Annotated in this window: 16 protein-coding genes; 7 read left to right on the forward strand and 9 right to left on the reverse strand. The window is 59.7% G+C overall.

The window, feature by feature from the left end:
- Nucleotides 1-34 precede the first annotated feature (34 nt).
- Entirely contained in the window at nucleotides 35-484 is a 450-nt protein-coding gene (locus HMPREF2781_RS01755; RefSeq protein WP_070520063.1) for a DUF2631 domain-containing protein, read from the reverse strand.
- A 192-nt stretch (nucleotides 485-676) separates the two neighbouring features.
- Between HMPREF2781_RS01755 and dxr the strand changes: the two genes are divergently transcribed.
- From dxr to map, 5 genes are all read left to right on the forward strand, one after another.
- The gene (dxr, locus tag HMPREF2781_RS01760; protein WP_070643841.1) at nucleotides 677-1843 is read left to right on the forward strand and encodes a 1-deoxy-D-xylulose-5-phosphate reductoisomerase; all 1167 of its coding nucleotides are present in this window, start codon (nucleotides 677-679) and stop codon (nucleotides 1841-1843) included.
- Nucleotides 1844-1858: 15 nt separating this feature from the next.
- Nucleotides 1859-3067 (forward strand): M50 family metallopeptidase, encoded by a 1209-nt coding sequence (locus HMPREF2781_RS01765; protein WP_070643843.1) that lies wholly within the window; start codon nucleotides 1859-1861, stop codon nucleotides 3065-3067.
- Nucleotides 3068-3144: 77 nt separating this feature from the next.
- A complete protein-coding gene (gene ispG / locus HMPREF2781_RS01770; RefSeq protein ID WP_070445607.1) occupies nucleotides 3145-4308 on the forward strand; it encodes a flavodoxin-dependent (E)-4-hydroxy-3-methylbut-2-enyl-diphosphate synthase in 1164 nt (387 codons plus the stop codon).
- 57 nt (nucleotides 4309-4365) lie between these two features.
- Nucleotides 4366-6216, forward strand: coding sequence for a penicillin-binding transpeptidase domain-containing protein (locus HMPREF2781_RS01775; protein ID WP_070643846.1), 1851 nt, complete (start codon nucleotides 4366-4368; stop codon nucleotides 6214-6216).
- A 69-nt stretch (nucleotides 6217-6285) separates the two neighbouring features.
- Entirely contained in the window at nucleotides 6286-7155 is an 870-nt protein-coding gene (gene map / locus HMPREF2781_RS01780; protein WP_070527034.1) for a type I methionyl aminopeptidase, read from the forward strand.
- Nucleotides 7156-7277: 122 nt separating this feature from the next.
- Here map and HMPREF2781_RS12680 read toward each other — a convergent pair whose 3' ends face one another.
- From HMPREF2781_RS12680 to HMPREF2781_RS01810, 6 genes are all read right to left on the reverse strand, one after another.
- Entirely contained in the window at nucleotides 7278-7712 is a 435-nt protein-coding gene (locus HMPREF2781_RS12680) for a hypothetical protein (protein WP_236659257.1), read from the reverse strand.
- A gap of 48 nt (nucleotides 7713-7760) precedes the next feature.
- Entirely contained in the window at nucleotides 7761-8114 is a 354-nt protein-coding gene (locus tag HMPREF2781_RS01790; protein WP_070643849.1) for a hypothetical protein, read from the reverse strand.
- Between the two features lie 304 nt (nucleotides 8115-8418).
- The gene (locus HMPREF2781_RS01795; RefSeq protein ID WP_070445619.1) at nucleotides 8419-8817 is read right to left on the reverse strand and encodes a hypothetical protein; all 399 of its coding nucleotides are present in this window, start codon (nucleotides 8815-8817) and stop codon (nucleotides 8419-8421) included.
- Between the two features lie 41 nt (nucleotides 8818-8858).
- On the reverse strand, nucleotides 8859-9296 hold the full coding sequence (locus tag HMPREF2781_RS01800; RefSeq protein WP_070445621.1) for a hypothetical protein: 438 nt from the start codon (nucleotides 9294-9296) through the stop codon (nucleotides 8859-8861).
- A 341-nt stretch (nucleotides 9297-9637) separates the two neighbouring features.
- Nucleotides 9638-11023 carry a mycothione reductase gene (gene mtr / locus HMPREF2781_RS01805; RefSeq protein ID WP_070643852.1) on the reverse strand — a complete coding sequence of 462 codons (1386 nt, stop codon included), beginning with the start codon at nucleotides 11021-11023 and terminating at the stop codon, nucleotides 9638-9640.
- Nucleotides 11024-11079: 56 nt separating this feature from the next.
- Nucleotides 11080-12081 (reverse strand): alpha/beta hydrolase, encoded by a 1002-nt coding sequence (locus tag HMPREF2781_RS01810; RefSeq protein ID WP_070643855.1) that lies wholly within the window; start codon nucleotides 12079-12081, stop codon nucleotides 11080-11082.
- A 301-nt stretch (nucleotides 12082-12382) separates the two neighbouring features.
- On the opposite strand from HMPREF2781_RS01810, the gene mqo reads away from it, so the two are divergent.
- On the forward strand, nucleotides 12383-13885 hold the full coding sequence (mqo, locus tag HMPREF2781_RS01815) for a malate dehydrogenase (quinone) (RefSeq protein WP_070643858.1): 1503 nt from the start codon (nucleotides 12383-12385) through the stop codon (nucleotides 13883-13885).
- Between the two features lie 299 nt (nucleotides 13886-14184).
- Here mqo and HMPREF2781_RS01820 read toward each other — a convergent pair whose 3' ends face one another.
- Both HMPREF2781_RS01820 and HMPREF2781_RS01825 read right to left on the reverse strand, forming a co-directional pair.
- Nucleotides 14185-15573, reverse strand: coding sequence for a protein adenylyltransferase SelO family protein (locus HMPREF2781_RS01820; protein WP_070643860.1), 1389 nt, complete (start codon nucleotides 15571-15573; stop codon nucleotides 14185-14187).
- A complete protein-coding gene (locus HMPREF2781_RS01825; RefSeq protein WP_070643863.1) occupies nucleotides 15566-16381 on the reverse strand; it encodes a PhzF family phenazine biosynthesis protein in 816 nt (271 codons plus the stop codon). The genes HMPREF2781_RS01820 and HMPREF2781_RS01825 overlap by 8 nt, the downstream gene beginning before the upstream one ends.
- Nucleotides 16382-16432: 51 nt before the next feature.
- Here HMPREF2781_RS01825 and HMPREF2781_RS01830 point away from each other — a divergent pair, with 51 nt between their 5' ends.
- A complete protein-coding gene (locus HMPREF2781_RS01830) occupies nucleotides 16433-17746 on the forward strand; it encodes a DUF4921 family protein (RefSeq protein WP_210385988.1) in 1314 nt (437 codons plus the stop codon).
- The last annotated feature ends 65 nt before the right edge of the window (nucleotides 17747-17811 follow it).

Consider the following 17811-nt stretch of genomic DNA (forward strand, 5'->3'; position numbering starts at 1 on the left):
TAGGAGAGGGAGCTTCGTTTAAAGCGAAGAAGCTTTAGTTGGTCACCGGCTTGGCAGCGTGGCGGCCTTCGGAAACACCGCGGAGGTGAGCAACGCGGGAGGGCTCAATGTTGAGGGCGCGCAGCTCATCATCGGTCAGGGAGGCGTAGACGTTGTGAACAGTCTTCTGCTCATATGCCCAGTCCGGCTCCTCGTGGCCTACCGGCTTGTTACGGGCGGTCAGGGTGCGTACCTGGGAGAGCTTTGGCTGCAGAGCGTAAATGACCAAACCAAGGGCAATCAGGATTGCCAGGGCGAAGAGCCAAATCGTCTCCACGTGGCCCTTGTGGTTACCAAAGTTATAAGCAAGCAGGAACACGACGGACGTCCAACCAGCGATCTGTACGCCCGAGCGGCTGATGCGGGACCAGCCAAAACCTGCGGACGGGACGTCATCGGTGGATACGCCGTCGAAAACCTGCGATGCCGGCTTGTGGGAAGACACTTGCTCTCCTTTGCGTGTACATGCAGCTCACCCTGCTTAGAACTAATTGATTCGAGCGAGCGCACGAAAAATGCCAGTTATTCTGTGTAGTAGTTTAAATGATCCTGCCGATAACCGCGATTAAACACCCCCGACTATCGCTAGTGCAGCGCTCACGACTCTTGCTAGGGTTGACCGGCTAGGGTTGACAGGGTGAATACCCAACGCATTCTTATTCTCGGCTCTACTGGCTCGATTGGCACCCAGGCTCTGGACGTTATCGCGGATAACCCAGATAAGTTCACGGTCGTGGGTATCGCCGCCGGCGGTTCTAACCCACAGCTCGTCATCGAGCAGGCTCGTGCCCTCAACCTTTCGTTTGACCACGTGGCCGTCGCCAAGCCCGATGCGGCACGCACCGTTTCCGACGCCCTCGGTGGCACCGTGCTCTCGGGTCCAGACTCTGCCGAGGAGCTGGTCAAGGCGGTGGACGCCGATAAGGTCCTCAACGCGCTTGTGGGCTCCATGGGCTTGGCCTCCACCATCGCCACCTTGGAGAAGGGCGAACTATTGGCGTTGGCGAACAAAGAATCCCTCGTTGCCGGTGGTTCCATCGTGACCCGCTTGGCGGGGGAGGGCCAGATCATCCCGGTGGATTCCGAACATTCCGCCATGGCGCAGTGCCTGCGCGCAGGAAGCGGCGTGGAGCTTGAGCGCCTCGTACTCACCGCCTCCGGTGGTCCTTTCCGCGGGTGGGGACGCGAGGAGATGTGGGATGTCACCCCACAGCAGGCAGCACAGCACCCGACGTGGTCGATGGGGCAGATGAACACCCTGAATTCGGCGACTTTGGTGAATAAGGGGCTGGAGCTCATCGAGGCGACGCTGCTTTTCGACGTCCACCCGGACCTCATTGACGTCACCGTCCACCCCCAATCCATCGTGCATTCCATGGCCACCTTCACCGATGGCTGCACGATTGCACAATGCTCCCCGCCGTCGATGAAGCTCCCGATCTCCTTGGCACTGGACTGGCCGCACCGCGTGCCAGGCGCGCAGCCGGCGCTGGACTTTTCCACCGCGCATGAGTGGCGCTTCGAGCCGCTCGATGACGAAGCCTTCCCGGCCGTCCGCCTTGCCCGTGAGGTGGCCGCTGCCGGAGGCACCCACGCTGCCGTATATAACGCCGCGAACGAGGAGGCAGCAGCTGCTTTCCTGGCGGGCCGTATTCACTTCCCGGAAATTGTGGACGTGGTTAGCCACGTCGTGGGGCAGGCCTCAGAGTTTGCTGGTGTACCCTCTAGCGTCGATGATGTCCTCGCCGTGGAAGGTGAGGCCCGCCGTCGCGCTAATGCGATGGTGGATTCGCTCGCTCGTTAGAAAGCCCCCTAGTTTATGGCACATGTCCTCGGTATAGTCCTCTTCGCCTTGGGGATCGGCATCACCGTTGCCTTGCACGAGGCAGGCCACATGCTTACTGCCCGCGCTTTCGGTATGCGGGTGCGACGCTACTTTATTGGCTTTGGGCCGCGCGTCGCCTCTTTTAGGCGTGGCCACACCGAGTATGGCCTTGCAGCTTTTCCGGTAGGTGGCTTTTGCGATATCGCGGGCATGACGGCGCAGGATGAATTCCTCACGGAGGAAGAAGCGCCCTATGCCATGTACAAGAAGCCGGCGTGGCAGCGGATCATCGTGCTGGCCGGTGGTATCACAGTCAACCTGCTGTTGGGATTCATTATCCTGTTGATGATCGCAATGACCACGGGCTTGCCCAACCCAGACGCGGATGTTCGCCCGCGCGTAGGGGAGGTGTCCTGTGCCGCGAATCAGAATGCCGAGGGCGAATTAGAACCCTGCCAGGGGCTGGGCCCAGCCGGCGAAGCGGGTGTGGAACCAGGGGATATCGTTGTCGCGCTCAACGACGAAACGATGGACTCCTTCGCGCAGCTTCGCGATACCGTCATGAACTACCCCGGTGACACCGTCACCCTTACGGTCGAGCGGGATGGTGCACCGCGTGATTTCGATATCACGCTTGCAACAGTGACCCGGCTCAACGCGGAGGGGCAGCTGGTGAAGGTCGGCGCCATCGGCATGACCAACCAGATTATCGATATCAGGGAGACCTACTCCTTTGTCGACGCTATCCCGGCCACCGCTCGTTATTCGGGAAATGCCTTGAACGCCACCGTCCAGGGCATCGCCCAATTCCCGGCAAAGATTCCGGGTGTGGTGGCTTCTATCTTCGGGCAGGAGCGTGATGTCAACGGGCCCATGTCTGTGGTGGGTGCCTCCCGCGTGGGCGGCGAGCTGGTGGAGCGCAGTCTGTGGTCCTCCTTCTTTATGATGCTGGCCACCCTCAATTTCTTCCTCGCGCTGTTCAACCTCATTCCGCTTCCGCCTTTTGACGGCGGTCACATCGCCGTCATTTTCTACGAGAAGATTCGTGATGCCCTGCGCCGTCTTATGGGCAAGGAACCGAAGGGGCCGGCGGATTACACCAAGCTCATGCCGGTGACCTATGTGCTGGCTTTTGTTCTGATGGCGGTGGGTGCGCTCATCATGATTGCGGACGTGGTCAACCCAATTCGGCTGTTTGGCTAGTGATCTAGCTGCCTGCTCCCGCTGTCGTGCGCGGTGCTAGAGTAGGGGCGTTAAAACCCAATTAGCAAGGAGCACACATGTCGACCCCTATTGGTCTTGGTATTCCCGACGGCCCACCTCCCACCTTGGCGCCGCGCCGCAAGACGCGTCAGCTCATGGTTGGCCAGGTTGGCGTGGGCTCTGACCACCCCATCTCCGTGCAGTCGATGACCACGACGAAGACGCATGACGTCAACGCCACCCTTCAGCAGATTGCTCAGCTGACCGCCAGTGGCTGCGATATCGTTCGCGTGGCTTGTCCGAAGACGGTGGATGCGGAGGCTTTGCCGGCAATTGCGCAGAAGTCTCCGATCCCGGTGATTGCCGATATTCACTTCCAGCCCAAGTACATCTTCGCCGCCATCGATGCCGGCTGTGCCGCTGTCCGCGTCAACCCGGGCAACATCAAGGAATTTGATGGCCGCGTCAAGGAGGTAGCAAAGGCAGCCGGCGATGCTGGTATTCCGATTCGCATTGGCGTTAACGCAGGCTCCCTGGACAAGCGCATCATGGAAAAGTACGGCAAGGCTACCCCGGAGGCTCTCGTTGAGTCTGCACTGTGGGAGGCTGGCCTCTTCGAGGAGCACGGCTATGGCGATATCGCCATTTCCGTGAAGCACAATGACCCGGTCGTCATGGTGGAGGCCTACCGCCAGCTCGCCGCTCAGTGTGACTACCCACTGCACCTCGGTGTTACTGAGGCCGGCCCCGCATTCCAGGGCACCATCAAGTCTTCGGTCGCTTTCGGCGCCCTTCTTGCCGAAGGCATCGGTGACACCATCCGCGTGTCCTTGTCGGCGGATCCGGTCGAGGAGATCAAGGTCGGCGACCAGATTCTGCAGTCCCTCAACTTGCGCCCGCGCAAGCTGGAGATTGTCTCCTGCCCGTCCTGTGGTCGCGCACAGGTGGACGTCTACAAGCTGGCTAACGAGGTCACCGAGGGCCTCGACGGTATGGAGTTCCCGCTGCGCGTGGCCGTCATGGGCTGCGTGGTGAACGGTCCGGGCGAGGCCCGCGACGCTGACCTTGGCGTAGCTTCCGGTAACGGCAAGGGCCAGATCTTCGTTAAGGGTGAGGTCATCAAGACCGTTCCTGAATCCAAGATTGTGGAAACGCTCATCGAAGAGGCAATGCGTCTGGCAGAAGAGCAGGGCTTGGAAGCCGTGGAAGGCGCCAAGGCTGAGGTTCGCGTTACCAAGTAGTCCACCTGCGGTGTGGGGCGGCCGTCAGGCCGCCCTTGGCTGCTACGCTGCCCAATCATGAAGAAGTTCGTGGCGCTGCTCGGTGCGGCAAGCATCGCGGCGTCGTCCTTGGTGGGATGTACCCCCAAGCCGGTGTCCGCACGCCCAGTTGCTGAGCAATTCCTAGAAGACATGGAAACCCGCAACAATGAGGACTTGGCGCAGCTTGTTGATGACAGCACCACCGCCACGAACACTCTCGACGCAACCTTCGCGGGCCTGCAAGCAGAGGGCCTCGACGTTGAATTGACCGACGTTGAACAGGAGGAAGCCAAGGCGACTGCGCACTATTCAGTGACGTGGGCCCTGCCGCGCAATCGTTCCTTGCGCTATGACACGTCCATGGCCTTGACGCGCAAGGATAAGGATTGGACCGTGCGCTGGCAGCCCAGCATCATTCATCCCGATCTCGGCGCGCACCAGCATCTTGAGCTGCGTTCGATCGCGCCGAAGCGCGCAGGCGTTGTCTCCTCCGATGGGGTGGAACTCATGTCTCCGGGCTTGCAATACCGGCTCGTCGTCGACACCGACGCCGTCGACGATCCCCGCCCCGTCGCCGCGAAAGTATCCGGCGCGCTGAGCCAGGCGCACCGGGAGGATGATTCCTTCCCCGAAATTGATTCCGGAGAGCTTGCCAAGAATCTTGAAGAGGTTGATGGCGCTTATTCGGTCACCATGCTCAATGAGGCTCAGGCAGCGCGGCTGCGCCCAGTCCTGGAGAACCAGAAGGGGATTCGCTTTAACGAGGAACCGGCGCTCATTACGCGCGATACTGGTTTGGCCCCAGATATCCTCGCCCGCGTGCGTTCCCTGGTCTCCGAAGACGTAGACGGCAAGAATGGTTGGTCCGTCTCGGTAGTCAACGAGCACGGCGCCGCGCTTTCCGACGTCGAGTATCACGAACCCGAGGCAGCCCCTTCCGTCAAAGTTTCGCTGGACTACGACGTCCAGCGTGCCGCTCAAGAAGCGGTCAATCTGCGCCCCGAGTACGAGGCCATGATCGTGGCCATGCGCCCCTCGACGGGCGAGATACTTGCTGTGGCCCAAACTCCAGAAGCGGATAAGAAGGGCGATATTGCCCTCCAAGGACAGTTCCCTCCCGGATCGGTGTTTAAGATCATTACGGCCTCGGCGGGCGTCGACAAGCAAGGCCTTTCGCCAGACTCCATCGTGCCGTGCCCCGGAACCATGGACCTGTATGGGCGAACCGTGACCAACTACAACGGTTTCTCCCTCGGCTCTGTGCCGCTGCGCCAAGCCTTCGCGCAATCTTGTAACACCACCTTCGCGCAGATCTCGACGGACCTGCCGAAGGGAGAGCTGCGCGATGTGGGCAAGCAATATGGCTTAGGCATCGACTATGAGGTGCCGGGGCTGTCGACGCTTACCGGCTCCGTCCCCGAGGGCGAGACTCCTCTGGAGCGCACGGAAGCTGGCTATGGTCAGGGCCTGGACCTTGTGTCTCCCTTTGGCATGGCCCTTGTCTCTTCGACAGTTGCGGCAGGCAAGACCCCGACGCCAACGCTCATCGAGTCACGCGAAACCAAGGTTTCCGAGGAGGTCCCCGCGCCCAGCGAGGAAACCCTGGCTCACGTGCGTGACATGATGCGCCAAGTAGTGGCGAGCGGTACCGCCGCAGGAATGCAGGCCCAGGGGACCGTCTACGGCAAGACCGGTGAGGCGGAAATCAACGGCGGCTCGCACGCCTGGTTCACCGGATTCCGGGATGATGACATTGCGTTCGCAACACTCGTCGTTTTGGGTGGTGGCTCGACGATTTCGGTCAACATCACCGATAATTTCTTGCAGCGTCTGGACGCCCTCCGCGCGGAAGGCCACGGCGAGGTTGCTCCCGCACGAGAGCAGTAGCGCGCGCTCATAAGCGCGCCCATGGTGCTCTTTGTCGGGTACTGGGGAAGAGGGCTACCATGAGTAGTTATGACTAAGCGCGCGATGCTGAAACAAGAAAAAGATACCCCAATCCGCAAGGTACCGAAGGATATTGAGCGCCCCGAGTACGTGTGGAAGGACACGGTCCAGGAAGCTCAGGGCGAGCCATTCGTGCAGACCCCGGAGGTTATTGAGGCCATGCGTGAGGCCTCCCGGATTGCCGCCAACGCCCTTCAGGAGGCGGGAAAGGCTGTGGCTCCCGGTGTGACCACGGATGAGATTGACCGCGTTGCGCACGAGTACATGTGTGACCACGGCGCATACCCGTCGACGCTGGGATACCTGGGTTTCCCGAAATCCTGCTGTGTTTCCCTCAATGAGATTGTCTGCCACGGCATCCCGGATACCACGGTGATTGAGGACGGTGACATTGTCAATATCGATGTCACTGCGTTCAAGAATGGTGTCCACGGCGATACCAACGCTACTTTCCTTGCCGGCAACGTCACCGAGGAACACAAGTTGCTGGTAGAGCGCACCAAGGAAGCGATGATGCGCGGCATTAAGGCCGCTAAGCCGGGCCGTGAGATTAACGTCATCGGACGCGTCATCGAGTCTTATGCTCACCGTTTCGGCTACAACGTGGTCACTGACTTTACCGGGCACGGCGTAGGCCCTACTTTCCACAACGGGTTGGTTGTGCTGCACTACGATTCCATGACCTACCGAGACATCCTCGAGCCCGGAATGACCTTGACCATCGAGCCGATGATTAACCTGGGCTCGCTGGATTATGAGATTTGGGATAACGGCTGGACCGTCCAGAACACGGATGGAAAGTTCACCGCCCAGTTCGAGCACACCATCGTGATCACCGATGACGGCAACGAGATCCTCACCCTGCCGGATGAGGCCTAGCGTTTAAGCGCAGGCGTTTAAGCGCTAGGCGCCTAAACATTGCCAAAAAGAAACAAAGCCCTCCACCTCCCGTGCGGTACACGGTGGGGCGGAGGGCTTTGTACTGCCAGTAAAAGCGTGAACTAGAAAGAGACGTTCTTGATGGCCTGGCCAACGTAGTCCGGGATGTTGCCGGAGTACACAGCGTAGTTGTAGGCAGCAACAGCGGAGGAAACAGCAGCAGCGGCAACCATAGCGATGGTGCCACCACGCCAGAGGTCCAGCCACTGCGGAACCTGGGACGGGTTCTTGGTGGAGCCGAAGGCGTCAGCACCATTACCGGTGATGTTGCCGTCGGTCACGCCGCCCAGCTTGGAGGAAAGGGAGCCCTCGCCCTCAGAAGAGAGTGCGGAAGACATCTCGGAGGAAGTAGCATCCTTCTTGAGCTCCTCCTGAACCTGCGCGTCGGTCAGGCCGGAGCCCTCAACGGCCTCAGCGGCGGAAGCAACAGTGGTGCCAGCGAAGGCGACGGTGACGGCGGTTGCAGCAGCAACGGCGGCGGTGCGGAATTTACGCATCTTGAGAAAAGCCTTTCAAAAAGTGGGTTAGAAGGGGGAAGGGGAGAACTACATGCCGAACTTGAGGTAGTTCAGTGCCGGGCCAACCAGACCACCGGCGATGGTGATGATGGTGGCGACGATGCCGATGCCAGCCAAGGCCTGTGCCCACTTCGGCTCGGTGGAGATAGAAGAGTTCTGGCCGAAGATGTTCTGACCGTTGGCTTCCTTCTCAGCCTCGAGCGCCTTGCCCAGTGCGGAGGAGCCGCCTGCCTTCTGGGTGCCCTGCTGCTCACCAGCGGATGCGGAAGAGTTGGAAGTGGAATCGTTGCTGCTGCCCTCTGCAGCGGCAGCAACGGTGGTGCCGCCGAATGCAACAGCGAGAGCGGTAACACCGGCAATGGTGGCCTTGCGAATGCGCATAGTGTGAATCCTTTTAAACCTCGTAGGAACTGGAGTAACTATAGGGTGCCCCAAGTCACTTGAGCGATTCTAGCGTAAACATTGACAGGATTCACTGGAACGGCACCACTCTTAGATGTTTACTTGAGGCCGCCAAATCCCCCTGTCGGGCACACCACTGTAGCAATTCACTCAGCAATTATTAAGAGAGTTAGAGTATCTCCACAGTTCATCGGTGCCTAGGCATGCAAAAGCGCCCACCCCCACGATGCGAGGATGGGCGCTAATGAAGTGCGCTGAGTCAGTCAGCGTACCCGCAACTTAATTAGCGGCGGAAAATCGGGTCCAGCACGTGTGCCGGAACGATGTTGTTGTACACAGCGAAGTTGTAGGCAGCGAACAGGGCGCCTGCAATTGCGGTGCCGAGGGCAGCGTAGGTGCCGCCACGCCAGATCTCAGCCCACTGCGGGTTATCCTCGGCGCGCTTCTTGCCGAAGAGGTCCTCGCCGGTGACCTTCCTGTCCTTCTCGGTAGCGGTGCCCCACTTGGAGGACAGGGTCTCGTCGGAGTCGTCTTCCTTGACCTTGTCGTATGCGGAGGACAGGTTGGAAGAGGAGGTGTTCTCGGTCTCGTTGTCCTCTGCAGCGAAGGCAACGGAGGTGCCGGCGAAAGCAACGGAAGCGGCGGTTGCAGCGGCAACGGCAGCGGTGCGGAAGTTACGCATGAAATTTAAACCTTTCGGAAAAAGTGTGTAAGGGAGACGTCTTAGAAGGACGGGCCGTGGACGAAGAAGTTGTACACAACGCCGATGAAGCCAGCTACGGAAGCGATGGCGCTAGCGATGCCCAGGCCGTAGAAAGCCTTGGCCCAAGCCGGCTGGTCGCCGAGAGTGGTGCACTCTTCCTCGGTCTCGTCAGCATCGCAGTTCTCGTGCTTGGAGGAGCCGAAGATGGCGCGGCCGTCAGCCGCAGTGCCCTTGTTGTCGTTCTCATTAACGTAGAACCAGTCACCAATCTTGGAGGACAGGGAAGCCTCGGAGTTGGTGTTGTCCTCAGCGGAGGAGGAGCCGTTGTCGGTGGAAGCGGAAGAGTTGGTGTTCTCCTGAGCGGAGCCGTTGGCGTCCTCAGCGAAAGCGACGGTGGAGCCGCCGAAAGCAACAGCGAGAGCAGTAGCGCCGGCGATGGCTGCATTGCGGATACGCATATCAAAAGTCCTTAGAGTCGTACGTGCAAAGCCTCCAGAGTAGGAGGCTTTGATTTACAGGGATAGGGATTATTTTGGTATCCCCAAAACACACTGAGCCGGTAGAGAGTATCGGCTCGTTCCGGTGTCTGTAATTAACCTAGCCAACGGTCAGGCAAAATGCACGTCAGTTTGAGTCTTCTTTTAAGCCCTCACGGCTATCACCCCCAAAATGGGTGAAATTCTGAAAGGGTGCTGACAGATGTTGTTGGTGTTAAAAAGTGCTTGTAGTGCGATTCAGGGCTTTTGGTGAAATTAGTTTAATCGCAATGTGAAAAAGATCACTCAATCCGATGTAACTTTCACTCCTGCCACTCTAGTCCCAAAACTGCGTTTTCCACTACTTCTGGCAGTGCCGGGTGGATCCAGTATTGCGAGCGAGCGAACTCGCGTATATCAAGGTCGTAGACCATGGCAGTGATCAACTGCTGTATAAGAGTGGACGCTTGTGGGCCCATGATGTGGGCGCCGAGGAGCTTGCCGGTGGCACGATCGGCCACGAGCTTGCAGATGCCTGTTGAGTCTTCCATAGCCCATCCATAGGCAACGTCGCCAAAGTTCTGCACCTTCACCGTGACGTCATAGCCCTCTTCGCGGGCTTGTGCCTCAGTAAGTCCCACCGTCGCAATTTGCGGGTGGGTGAAAATGGCAGCGGGGATGTGCTCGTGCGGCATGGGACGGAGGTCTTCAGGATGCAACAGATTGTGCTGTACCGCTCGTTGCTCCGCATTGGCTACGTGCTTGAGCATGTAAGGAGAGGAGACATCGCCGAGCGCCCACACGCCCTCGCAGGTCGTGCGACCAAACTCGTCGACCTTGATGCGCCCGTCCTCGTGCATTTCAATACCGCTGGTAGAAAGATCCATCTGATCGCCGTTGGGCTGGCGGCCGGTGGCCACGAGGATGGCTTCCGCCTCCACGACATCACCGCTATCCAAGGTTAGGCGTACACCGTCTGCGGTTTCCTCTAGTGCTGTGGCGGTGCCAATGCGGACGTCGAAACGCTCGCGTGCGATGTCGTTGAACCGGGAGCTTAAGTCTTCGTCAAGGAACCGGAGGAACTTCTCCGAGCGGTTGACCACGGTCACTTCCGTCCCCAGGCCGTCGAAGACGTGGGCAAATTCCATGGCGATGTAGCCGCCACCGACCACGATGAGGCTACGCGGCTGCTTCTCAAGCCGCATGATGTCCTCGTTGGTGTGGACCGGCACGGAAGAGCTGGCATAGGGTTCGGGCAGTACAGGGCTTGAGCCGGTAGCAATAACAATATTGTCACCGGTGATGATGTCATCGCCCGCTTGCAGGGTTTTCGGTCCGATGAACCGAGCATGTTGATCAAAGACTGTAATATTCGGCGTTTCCTCGCCACGGCGGTACTCTTCGCCGCCGCGGGCGATCTGATCGATGCGGTTGTGGAATACGCGCTCGACAATGCCGTCCCAATCCACAGCATCCACGTGGGCGCTGAGCCCAAGACGGGTTGCCTCGCGCGCGGCGAGTGCCACGTCGGCAGCGTAGACGTACATCTTCGTTGGGATGCAGCCCACGTTGAGACAGGTTCCGCCGAAGGTTCCCTTTTCGATGATGGCGATGGATTTATCGTCGAACTCAGGGGAGGGGATTGAATTTCCCGACCCAGTGCCGATGATGACGAGGTCAAAGTGCTGTGCGGAAGTCATGCCGACCATTCTAGAGGCTGCCTAGCCGCAACCCGTGCAGGCCGAAAAGCGCGAGGTGGGCGAGTCTAATCCGTCTCAAGAGGGGCCACGGCGCGCAACCATTCCGCGGCGGTGGAGAATGCTTCCTGCAGCGGCTCGGGGCGGGAAAGAAAGAGATCGTGGCGCCCATTATTTACAACGTGGAGCGTGTAACGGGCGCTGAGCTCCTTGGCCCATCGCTGGCTCTGGCGTACGTCCACAACAACATCGGCGGTGTTAGAGGATTCGCTATAAGGCTGATTGAGTTCGGAGCGTCCTGAAGTCATGGTCAGCAGCGGGAGTCCCATGTTGATGCGGCCGGAATGGATCGCGTCGAAGCCATGGAAGACCGCTGCTACCCAGCCCAGGTATTTCGGGTGCCCGCCCAGTGGCTTGAGGCGACGGTCGAAATCCCAGTCGCCCTGCTCCTCGGCATGGATAGATTCCCCGTAGGCAGTGAGATCGCCTCCGGGAATCGGGAATTTTGGGGCGATGGCAGCGCCGGCATAGATGACGTGCTTGAGCACCTCATAAGTCTTATCCGCCGTTCCCATCATGGCCAACCAGGGGCTGTTGAAGACGACACCGGAGATGCGGGTGAAGTGTTCGCGGTCCTGGCGGCGAAGGCGATCAAGCCAGAGTGCGATGATGGTGCCGGCGGTGGAGTGGCCCATGATGACGACACGCTGGTTGGGGAGGGCGTCGAGAGCCGCGTTGAGGTCGGTGTCGTAATACTTCATATCGCTGATGTAATGCCAGGTTTGGCCGTCCCTCCGGGAGCGCCCGCACTTGCGCAAGTCGAGAGCATAAAAGGCATAGCCGAGCTCATAGAAATAGCGCGCTACGTGATCGTGGAAGAAGTAATCCGTCATGCCATGGACCCACACCAAGGCGGGGCGGTCATCGTGGGCATCCGTGTCGGGACAGTAGCGCACGAGCGTCGCGCACACATCGCCCTCGCCATCAGGGTCGGCGCCGAGTTCAAGGGTGGCGGCTTGGAAATCGGGCCCGAGGAGATCTGTTGACCATTCGAGTTCGTCATATGTCATGGAGCTCATGATAGGCCGTACAGCCAGGTGCGTCCGTCGGGGCGGAGCGCTAGCCACAGTTGTCCTGCACCACAAAAGGGGTAGTGGTTTCATATTCGGGCATTTATTTTCCCAGGAATGCCTATTTCTCATTTAGGGGCGTAAAGTGGAATTAATGCTTGACGGACCTCTCGTAGGGGAGGTCTGTATGCCGGTTTGCTTCCTAGCATCGTCGAGCGCTTTCTCACCGCGCCCTGTGTACCCACATGCGCAGGGCACTTGACCACAACGAATACATCGACTCAAAGAGGTAATAAGTACAGTGTCCTCCGATAAGAAGACAGCACAAGTAGTAGACGAGGTTGAGGTCGCACTCATTGGTGCAGGTATTATGAGCGCCACCCTCGGCGCCATGCTGCGTGAGCTCGAGCCCAGCTGGACGCAGATGGTCTTCGAGCGTTTGGACGGCCCTGCGCTTGAGTCCTCTTCCCCGTGGAACAATGCCGGTACCGGCCACTCCGCGCTGTGCGAGCTGAACTACACCCCAGAAAAGAACGGCCGCATTGATGTTTCCAAGGCTATGAATATCAATGAGAAGTTCCAGGTTTCTCGCCAGTTCTGGTCCCACCAGCTCAACAACGGCATCCTGACGGACCCGAAGGCCTTCATCAACCCGGTTCCGCATGTGTCCTTTGCACAGGGCTCCATCCAGGTGGATTACCTGAAGCGCCGCTTCGACGCGCTGAAGGATAACCACATGTTCCCGAACATGCAGTTCAGCGACGATGACGCCACCTTCCAGGAGAAGCTGCCCCTGATGTCCCAGGGCCGTGACTTCAACTCCCAGAAGGTTGCCATCTCGTGGACCGATGCGGGCACCGACGTCAGCTTTGGCGCCCTGGCTAAGCAGTTCTTCACTGCGGCTAAGGCTGCCGGCACCGAGATCCGTTATGGCCACGAGGTCGTTGATATCAAGCGTGAAGGTTCCAAGTGGCGCGTGGTGGCAAAGAACCTCCACACCGGTGACTACCAGGCTGTCCACGCCAAGTTTGTTTTCGTTGGTGCCGGCGGTTACGCACTCGACCTGTTGCGCAAGGCTGGTGTCCGTGAGGTTTCTGGTTTCGCCGGTTTCCCGGTTTCGGGCCTGTGGCTGCGCTCCAAGAACCCGGAGCTGGTCAAGCAGCACCACGCAAAGGTTTATGGCAAGGCTGCTGTGGGCGCTCCGCCGATGTCCGTGCCGCACCTGGACACCCGTGTCATCGACGGTGAAGAAGGCCTGCTGTTTGGTCCCTACGGCGGCTGGTCCCCGAAGTTCCTGAAGAAGGGCTCCTACCTGGACCTGTTCAAGTCCATCCGTCCGGACAACATCACCTCTTACCTGGGCGTGGCAGCACAGGAGTTTGGTCTGACCAAGTACCTGGTCACTGAGGTTCTCAAGGACTTCGATAAGCGCGTTGAAACCCTGAAGGAATACGTCCCGAGCGCTGACCCGGCTGATTGGGAGACTGTTATCGCCGGCCAGCGTGTCCAGGTGATTAAGCCAGCGGGTGCACCGCAGTTCGGCTCCTTGGAGTTCGGCACCACCCTCATCAACAACCCAGAAGGCAGCATCGCTGGTCTGCTTGGCGCTTCCCCGGGTGCTTCCATCACCCCAGCCATCATGATTGAGCTACTGGAGCGCTGCTTCGGTGAGAACATGATTCAGTGGGGCGACAAGATCCAGGAGATGATTCCTTCCTATGGAACTAAGCTGTCCAAGGACAAGAAGCTCTACAACGAGATGTGGGAGTACACGCAGAAGACTCTGCAGCTGGACACCAAGTAATCTCGCTCTTCGCCCCGTCGGCGATTCCCTCGCAGGTAATTCTCAGTAATTGGCAGGAAGCGTTCAGTGCACCGGAACGCTTCACCAAGGACAGCGCCCCATAATGATGGTGTGCGTTTGAGAGAGCGCATGCGAGAGAGATAGAGAGAACCCCAGCCACGCGGGGCGGTCGGCCTGAGAAACCGACCGGGAGCGTGGCAGTGAAAGATAGAGACGCACCGCCGCCCCGAGACTCCGTTTCCTTTCCTACGGAGACCTCGGGGCGGTGGTGTGTTTGCTTCTGTTTGCGCTCGTGGTTCTTAGGTTCCGCAGTAGGTGAGATAGCCTTCGGCACCGCCGGGCTGCTCATACTCCGGCGCAGCATCAAAAGGATGCGTGGTGGCGTGCAGAAGACGGGCGAACTCTTCGGCATCGCCCAGAGCGCTTTCGACCAGCCGCGGCCGAGGAATCACGCGCGGCACGGTTCGCTCGAGCAGCACAGCGTCGGGGCCACTTGCGCAGTAGGCATCAACGAAACGTCTATCCTTGAGGAGTTCATAGGCCGCCGCAGGCTCGCCCGCCGCGGCACTGACAAGGCTGTGGTTGGCTTGTGTGAGGTCCGGGGCGGCCTGCACGAGGGCAGCGTTGTAATCCTGGAAAAGCTCTTCGGGCATCTGTAGGCAGCGCTGTGCTTCCTGGTGACGCGCTCTCTCATAACGCTCGCCAAAGGTATCAATGGCCTCTTGAGCCCAGGTGAGGGCGGTGTCAGGGGAGTCGTCGATAAGCGGAAGCAGTGACTCCGCCAATCGCGCAAGGTTCCAGCTCAACATGTCGGGCTGGCGCCCAAAGCGGTAGCGTCCCTGCGTATCGATAGAGCTAAACCAGGTGTTGGGGTCATAGCTTTCCATGAACGCGCAGGGGCCATAGTCAATGGTTTCGCCCGATAACGTGGTGTTATCGGTGTTCATTACGCCGTGAATGAAGCCCAGCTGCATCCACCCGGCGACCGTCGCGGCTTGTGTCTCCACGACGCGCGTGAACAGCTCCCGGAAGTCGGCGCCGGGGTAGTGGCGTTCACTGGTGTAGGCGGCAAGGCGCTGCAGTAGCCCAGGCACCTGCGAGTGCGTGGCGAAGTGGAAGGAACCGACACGAATGTGGCTCGCGGCCACCCGCACGAGAACCCCTGCCTCTTCCACCATCTGGCGCTGGATGGGGCGACCGGTGGCGAGCACCGCCAGCGACCGAGTGGTGGGCACACCTAGGGCATGCATCGACTCGGAGAAGAGATACTCACGCAGCATTGAGCGCAGCGTGCCGCGCCCATCAGAGCCATAGCGTGAGTAGGGAGTCAGCCCCGTGCCCTTGGCATGCAGATCCCACAGGCCCGTGGGGTTGTGAGCGGCGGTGGGGCCGGTGACTTCGCCCAAGAGGAGGGCGCGGCCGTCACCCATTGCCGGGTTATACTGCCCGAACTGAAAGCCCGCGTAGGCCATCGCGTGCGGAGTGACTGCTCCACGGCCAAGGAGGAACTCTATTCCGTCCTCGCTGCGCAGCCAGTCTGGGTCGAGGCCGAGCTCGGCGGCTAGGTGCTCATTGAGCGCCACGATTCGTGGAGCTGGCTGTTCTTCCCCGCGGCTTGCCGTGACCATCTGTGGCAGGCGTTGGGCAAAATCATTGTGCAGCTCAAAAGGCAGGGGCTTTTTAGTCATCGCGGGACCCCAGGGTTCCGCGCACGCGAATGTGGACGTTGCCGCCAACCCAGAGCTCGTCCCCGTCATCGTCGATAAAGACGCGGCCATCGCGTCCTATTTGGCTGCCTTGTGCCGCGGTATAGCGGGCAGGAACGGCGCCCTTGGCACGGAGGAACTGGGCGGCTCCGCCATTGAAGGAACCGGTGACGGGGTCCTCGAATTGCCCGGTGATAGCGCGAACCTCGTATGCCGGCTCCGTATCCCCGGTGAGGCCGACCACGCCGACCTTGACGCCGGGGGTGGGTGTGGGGCGAAGCTTCCGCACGGTTTCAGCAGATTCGAGCTGGACCAAGCGCCAGCCAGGCCCGTTGTCCACCCAGCCGGAGTCAACCATGCTCTCTTCATCGATTCCGAGTACGGCGGCTGCTTCGGAGCGCTCGGCCTCACTGAGCTCCCCGTGGCGCAGTAAGGGCGGGGTAGCGAAGGCGAAACGGCCCTCTTCCTGGCGCACGGTTACTAACCCGACACCGCATTCCTGAATCAGGGTCCCGCTCTTTCCTAATAGCTCCGCCGCGACGCGCGCACTGCCCAGCGTGGGGTGACCGGCGAAGGGGAACTCTTCGTACGGGGTGAAGATTCGTACGCGGTAGTCCGCGCCAGGATCTGTAGGTGAGCACAGGAAGGTCGTCTCAGAGAAATTGGTCCAGTGTGCGATACGCTGCATTTCTTCGGTGCTCAAACCATCGGCATCCGCAACCACGGCGAGGGGATTACCGGTAAACGGCCCAGTGGCGAAGACATCTACTTCAAAGAATCGGTGCTGCATGAGGCCTAAGTCTAGTCGCACCGGCGGGTGGGGAGGTCTACGCTGGGCAGCATGAGCGAAGCACTTTTTAGCCGCGTCGAACCTATCCAGACCATGGCGGATGGGACCGTCAAACAGGTCAACCCTTTCTCCGGAACAGAGGTGTGGACGGTGCCGGGACGTGGAAACCGTCCGCTTGCGCATCCGGCGAAAGACCCGCAGCCGCTGGGGCCCGATGCCTTGACGCACAGCTGTGCTTTTTGCTCCGGGCGCATGTTGGATACCCCGCCGGAAAAGTCCCGCATCTTGGCCTCGGGGGAGATTCAACGCGGCCTTTTTCCCCACGAGCTGGATAACTCCCAGCCGCTGTTTCGCCGCGTTCCGAACCTTTTTGAAATCGTGTCTTATGACTATTGGCACGAGAACTATGGCTTCACCATGGACCCAGACCTGGCTCAGCACAAGGAGAAGTACGAAGGCGACGAGGCTGGGCGCCTGCACGTACTTAACGTGGTGCGCACCAAACTCAAGGCGGCGGGCAAGGATACCGCGCTGGACGACGATTCTCTGCTCGCTCTCGCCGATGGTTTCTTCGGCGGCGGACATGATGTCATTATCTCCTCACGGCACTTCGTGGATGGGGCCGTCGATGATAGTCAGCTAGCCTCCTCCGGCACGCTGAGCCCCGATGAGCACTTCCTGCTGACAACGTTCACTGCGGAATCGACGCGCGAGCTCTACCAGCGCAACCGCTATGCCTCCTATGTCGCTGTATTTCAGAACTGGCTGGCACCGGCGGGCGCGTCCTTCGATCACTTGCATAAGCAGCTCGTCGCGATTGACGCCCTGGGCATGGCCGCTCACCAGGAAAATGCGATTCTGCGTGCGCACCCCAACATGTACAACGACTGGGCTGTGGGCTATGCGGCAAAGCGCAACCTCGTCATCGCAGAAAATGATTATGCGGTGCTCTTCGCCGGATTTGGCCACCGCTATCCCACACTGGAGATCTTCTCCAAGTCACCGCGCTGTGAACCGTGGGAACAGAACCCGGAGGAAGTACGTGGAATGTCGGATCTGATTCACGCGGCCCACGCCGCGGTGGGGCCGGACGTGGCCTGCAATGAAGAATGGCACCACCGTCCGCCCAGCGTGGACCTGCCTCAGCCGTGGCGCGTCATGCTCAAGCTCAGGGTATCGACCTTGGCTGGCTTTGAGGGCGGCACGAAGGTCTACATCAACACCATTGATCCGTGGGGTTTGCGTGATCGCGTCGTGGACGCCATGTTCCGCCTTCGCGAGCGCGGAAAGATTGCTTCCGGCATCTCTATCGCCACTGAGTGCGAGCTCAAGCGCAATAGTTTGCGCTATAACCCATTGGTTTGAATGGCCCCGCTTCGCCTGAGCCAGATAAATAGATAAATAGATAAATCGGCGGGCGTAGATAAATT

This window comes from Corynebacterium sp. HMSC062A03 (assembly GCF_001811145.1).
GTDB lineage: Bacteria > Actinomycetota > Actinomycetes > Mycobacteriales > Mycobacteriaceae > Corynebacterium > Corynebacterium aurimucosum.

Excerpts from the sequence above, each read along its gene's own strand:
- HMPREF2781_RS01825 (WP_070643863.1), bottom strand. The coding sequence starts at position 16,381 with ATGCAGCACCGATTCTTTGAAGTAGATGTCTTCGCCACTGGGCCGTTT.
- HMPREF2781_RS01820 (WP_070643860.1), bottom strand. The coding sequence starts at position 15,573 with ATGACTAAAAAGCCCCTGCCTTTTGAGCTGCACAATGATTTTGCCCAA.
- HMPREF2781_RS01775 (WP_070643846.1), top strand. The coding sequence starts at position 4,366 with ATGAAGAAGTTCGTGGCGCTGCTCGGTGCGGCAAGCATCGCGGCGTCG.
- HMPREF2781_RS01810 (WP_070643855.1), bottom strand. The coding sequence starts at position 12,081 with ATGACATATGACGAACTCGAATGGTCAACAGATCTCCTCGGGCCCGAT.
- HMPREF2781_RS01765 (WP_070643843.1), top strand. The coding sequence starts at position 1,859 with ATGGCACATGTCCTCGGTATAGTCCTCTTCGCCTTGGGGATCGGCATC.
- HMPREF2781_RS01830 (WP_210385988.1), top strand. The coding sequence starts at position 16,433 with ATGAGCGAAGCACTTTTTAGCCGCGTCGAACCTATCCAGACCATGGCG.
- map (WP_070527034.1), top strand. The coding sequence starts at position 6,286 with ATGACTAAGCGCGCGATGCTGAAACAAGAAAAAGATACCCCAATCCGC.
- HMPREF2781_RS01800 (WP_070445621.1), bottom strand. The coding sequence starts at position 9,296 with ATGCGTATCCGCAATGCAGCCATCGCCGGCGCTACTGCTCTCGCTGTT.
- HMPREF2781_RS01790 (WP_070643849.1), bottom strand. The coding sequence starts at position 8,114 with ATGCGCATTCGCAAGGCCACCATTGCCGGTGTTACCGCTCTCGCTGTT.
- HMPREF2781_RS01795 (WP_070445619.1), bottom strand. The coding sequence starts at position 8,817 with ATGCGTAACTTCCGCACCGCTGCCGTTGCCGCTGCAACCGCCGCTTCC.
- mtr (WP_070643852.1), bottom strand. The coding sequence starts at position 11,023 with ATGGTCGGCATGACTTCCGCACAGCACTTTGACCTCGTCATCATCGGC.
- HMPREF2781_RS12680 (WP_236659257.1), bottom strand. The coding sequence starts at position 7,712 with ATGCGTAAATTCCGCACCGCCGCCGTTGCTGCTGCAACCGCCGTCACC.
- ispG (WP_070445607.1), top strand. The coding sequence starts at position 3,145 with ATGTCGACCCCTATTGGTCTTGGTATTCCCGACGGCCCACCTCCCACC.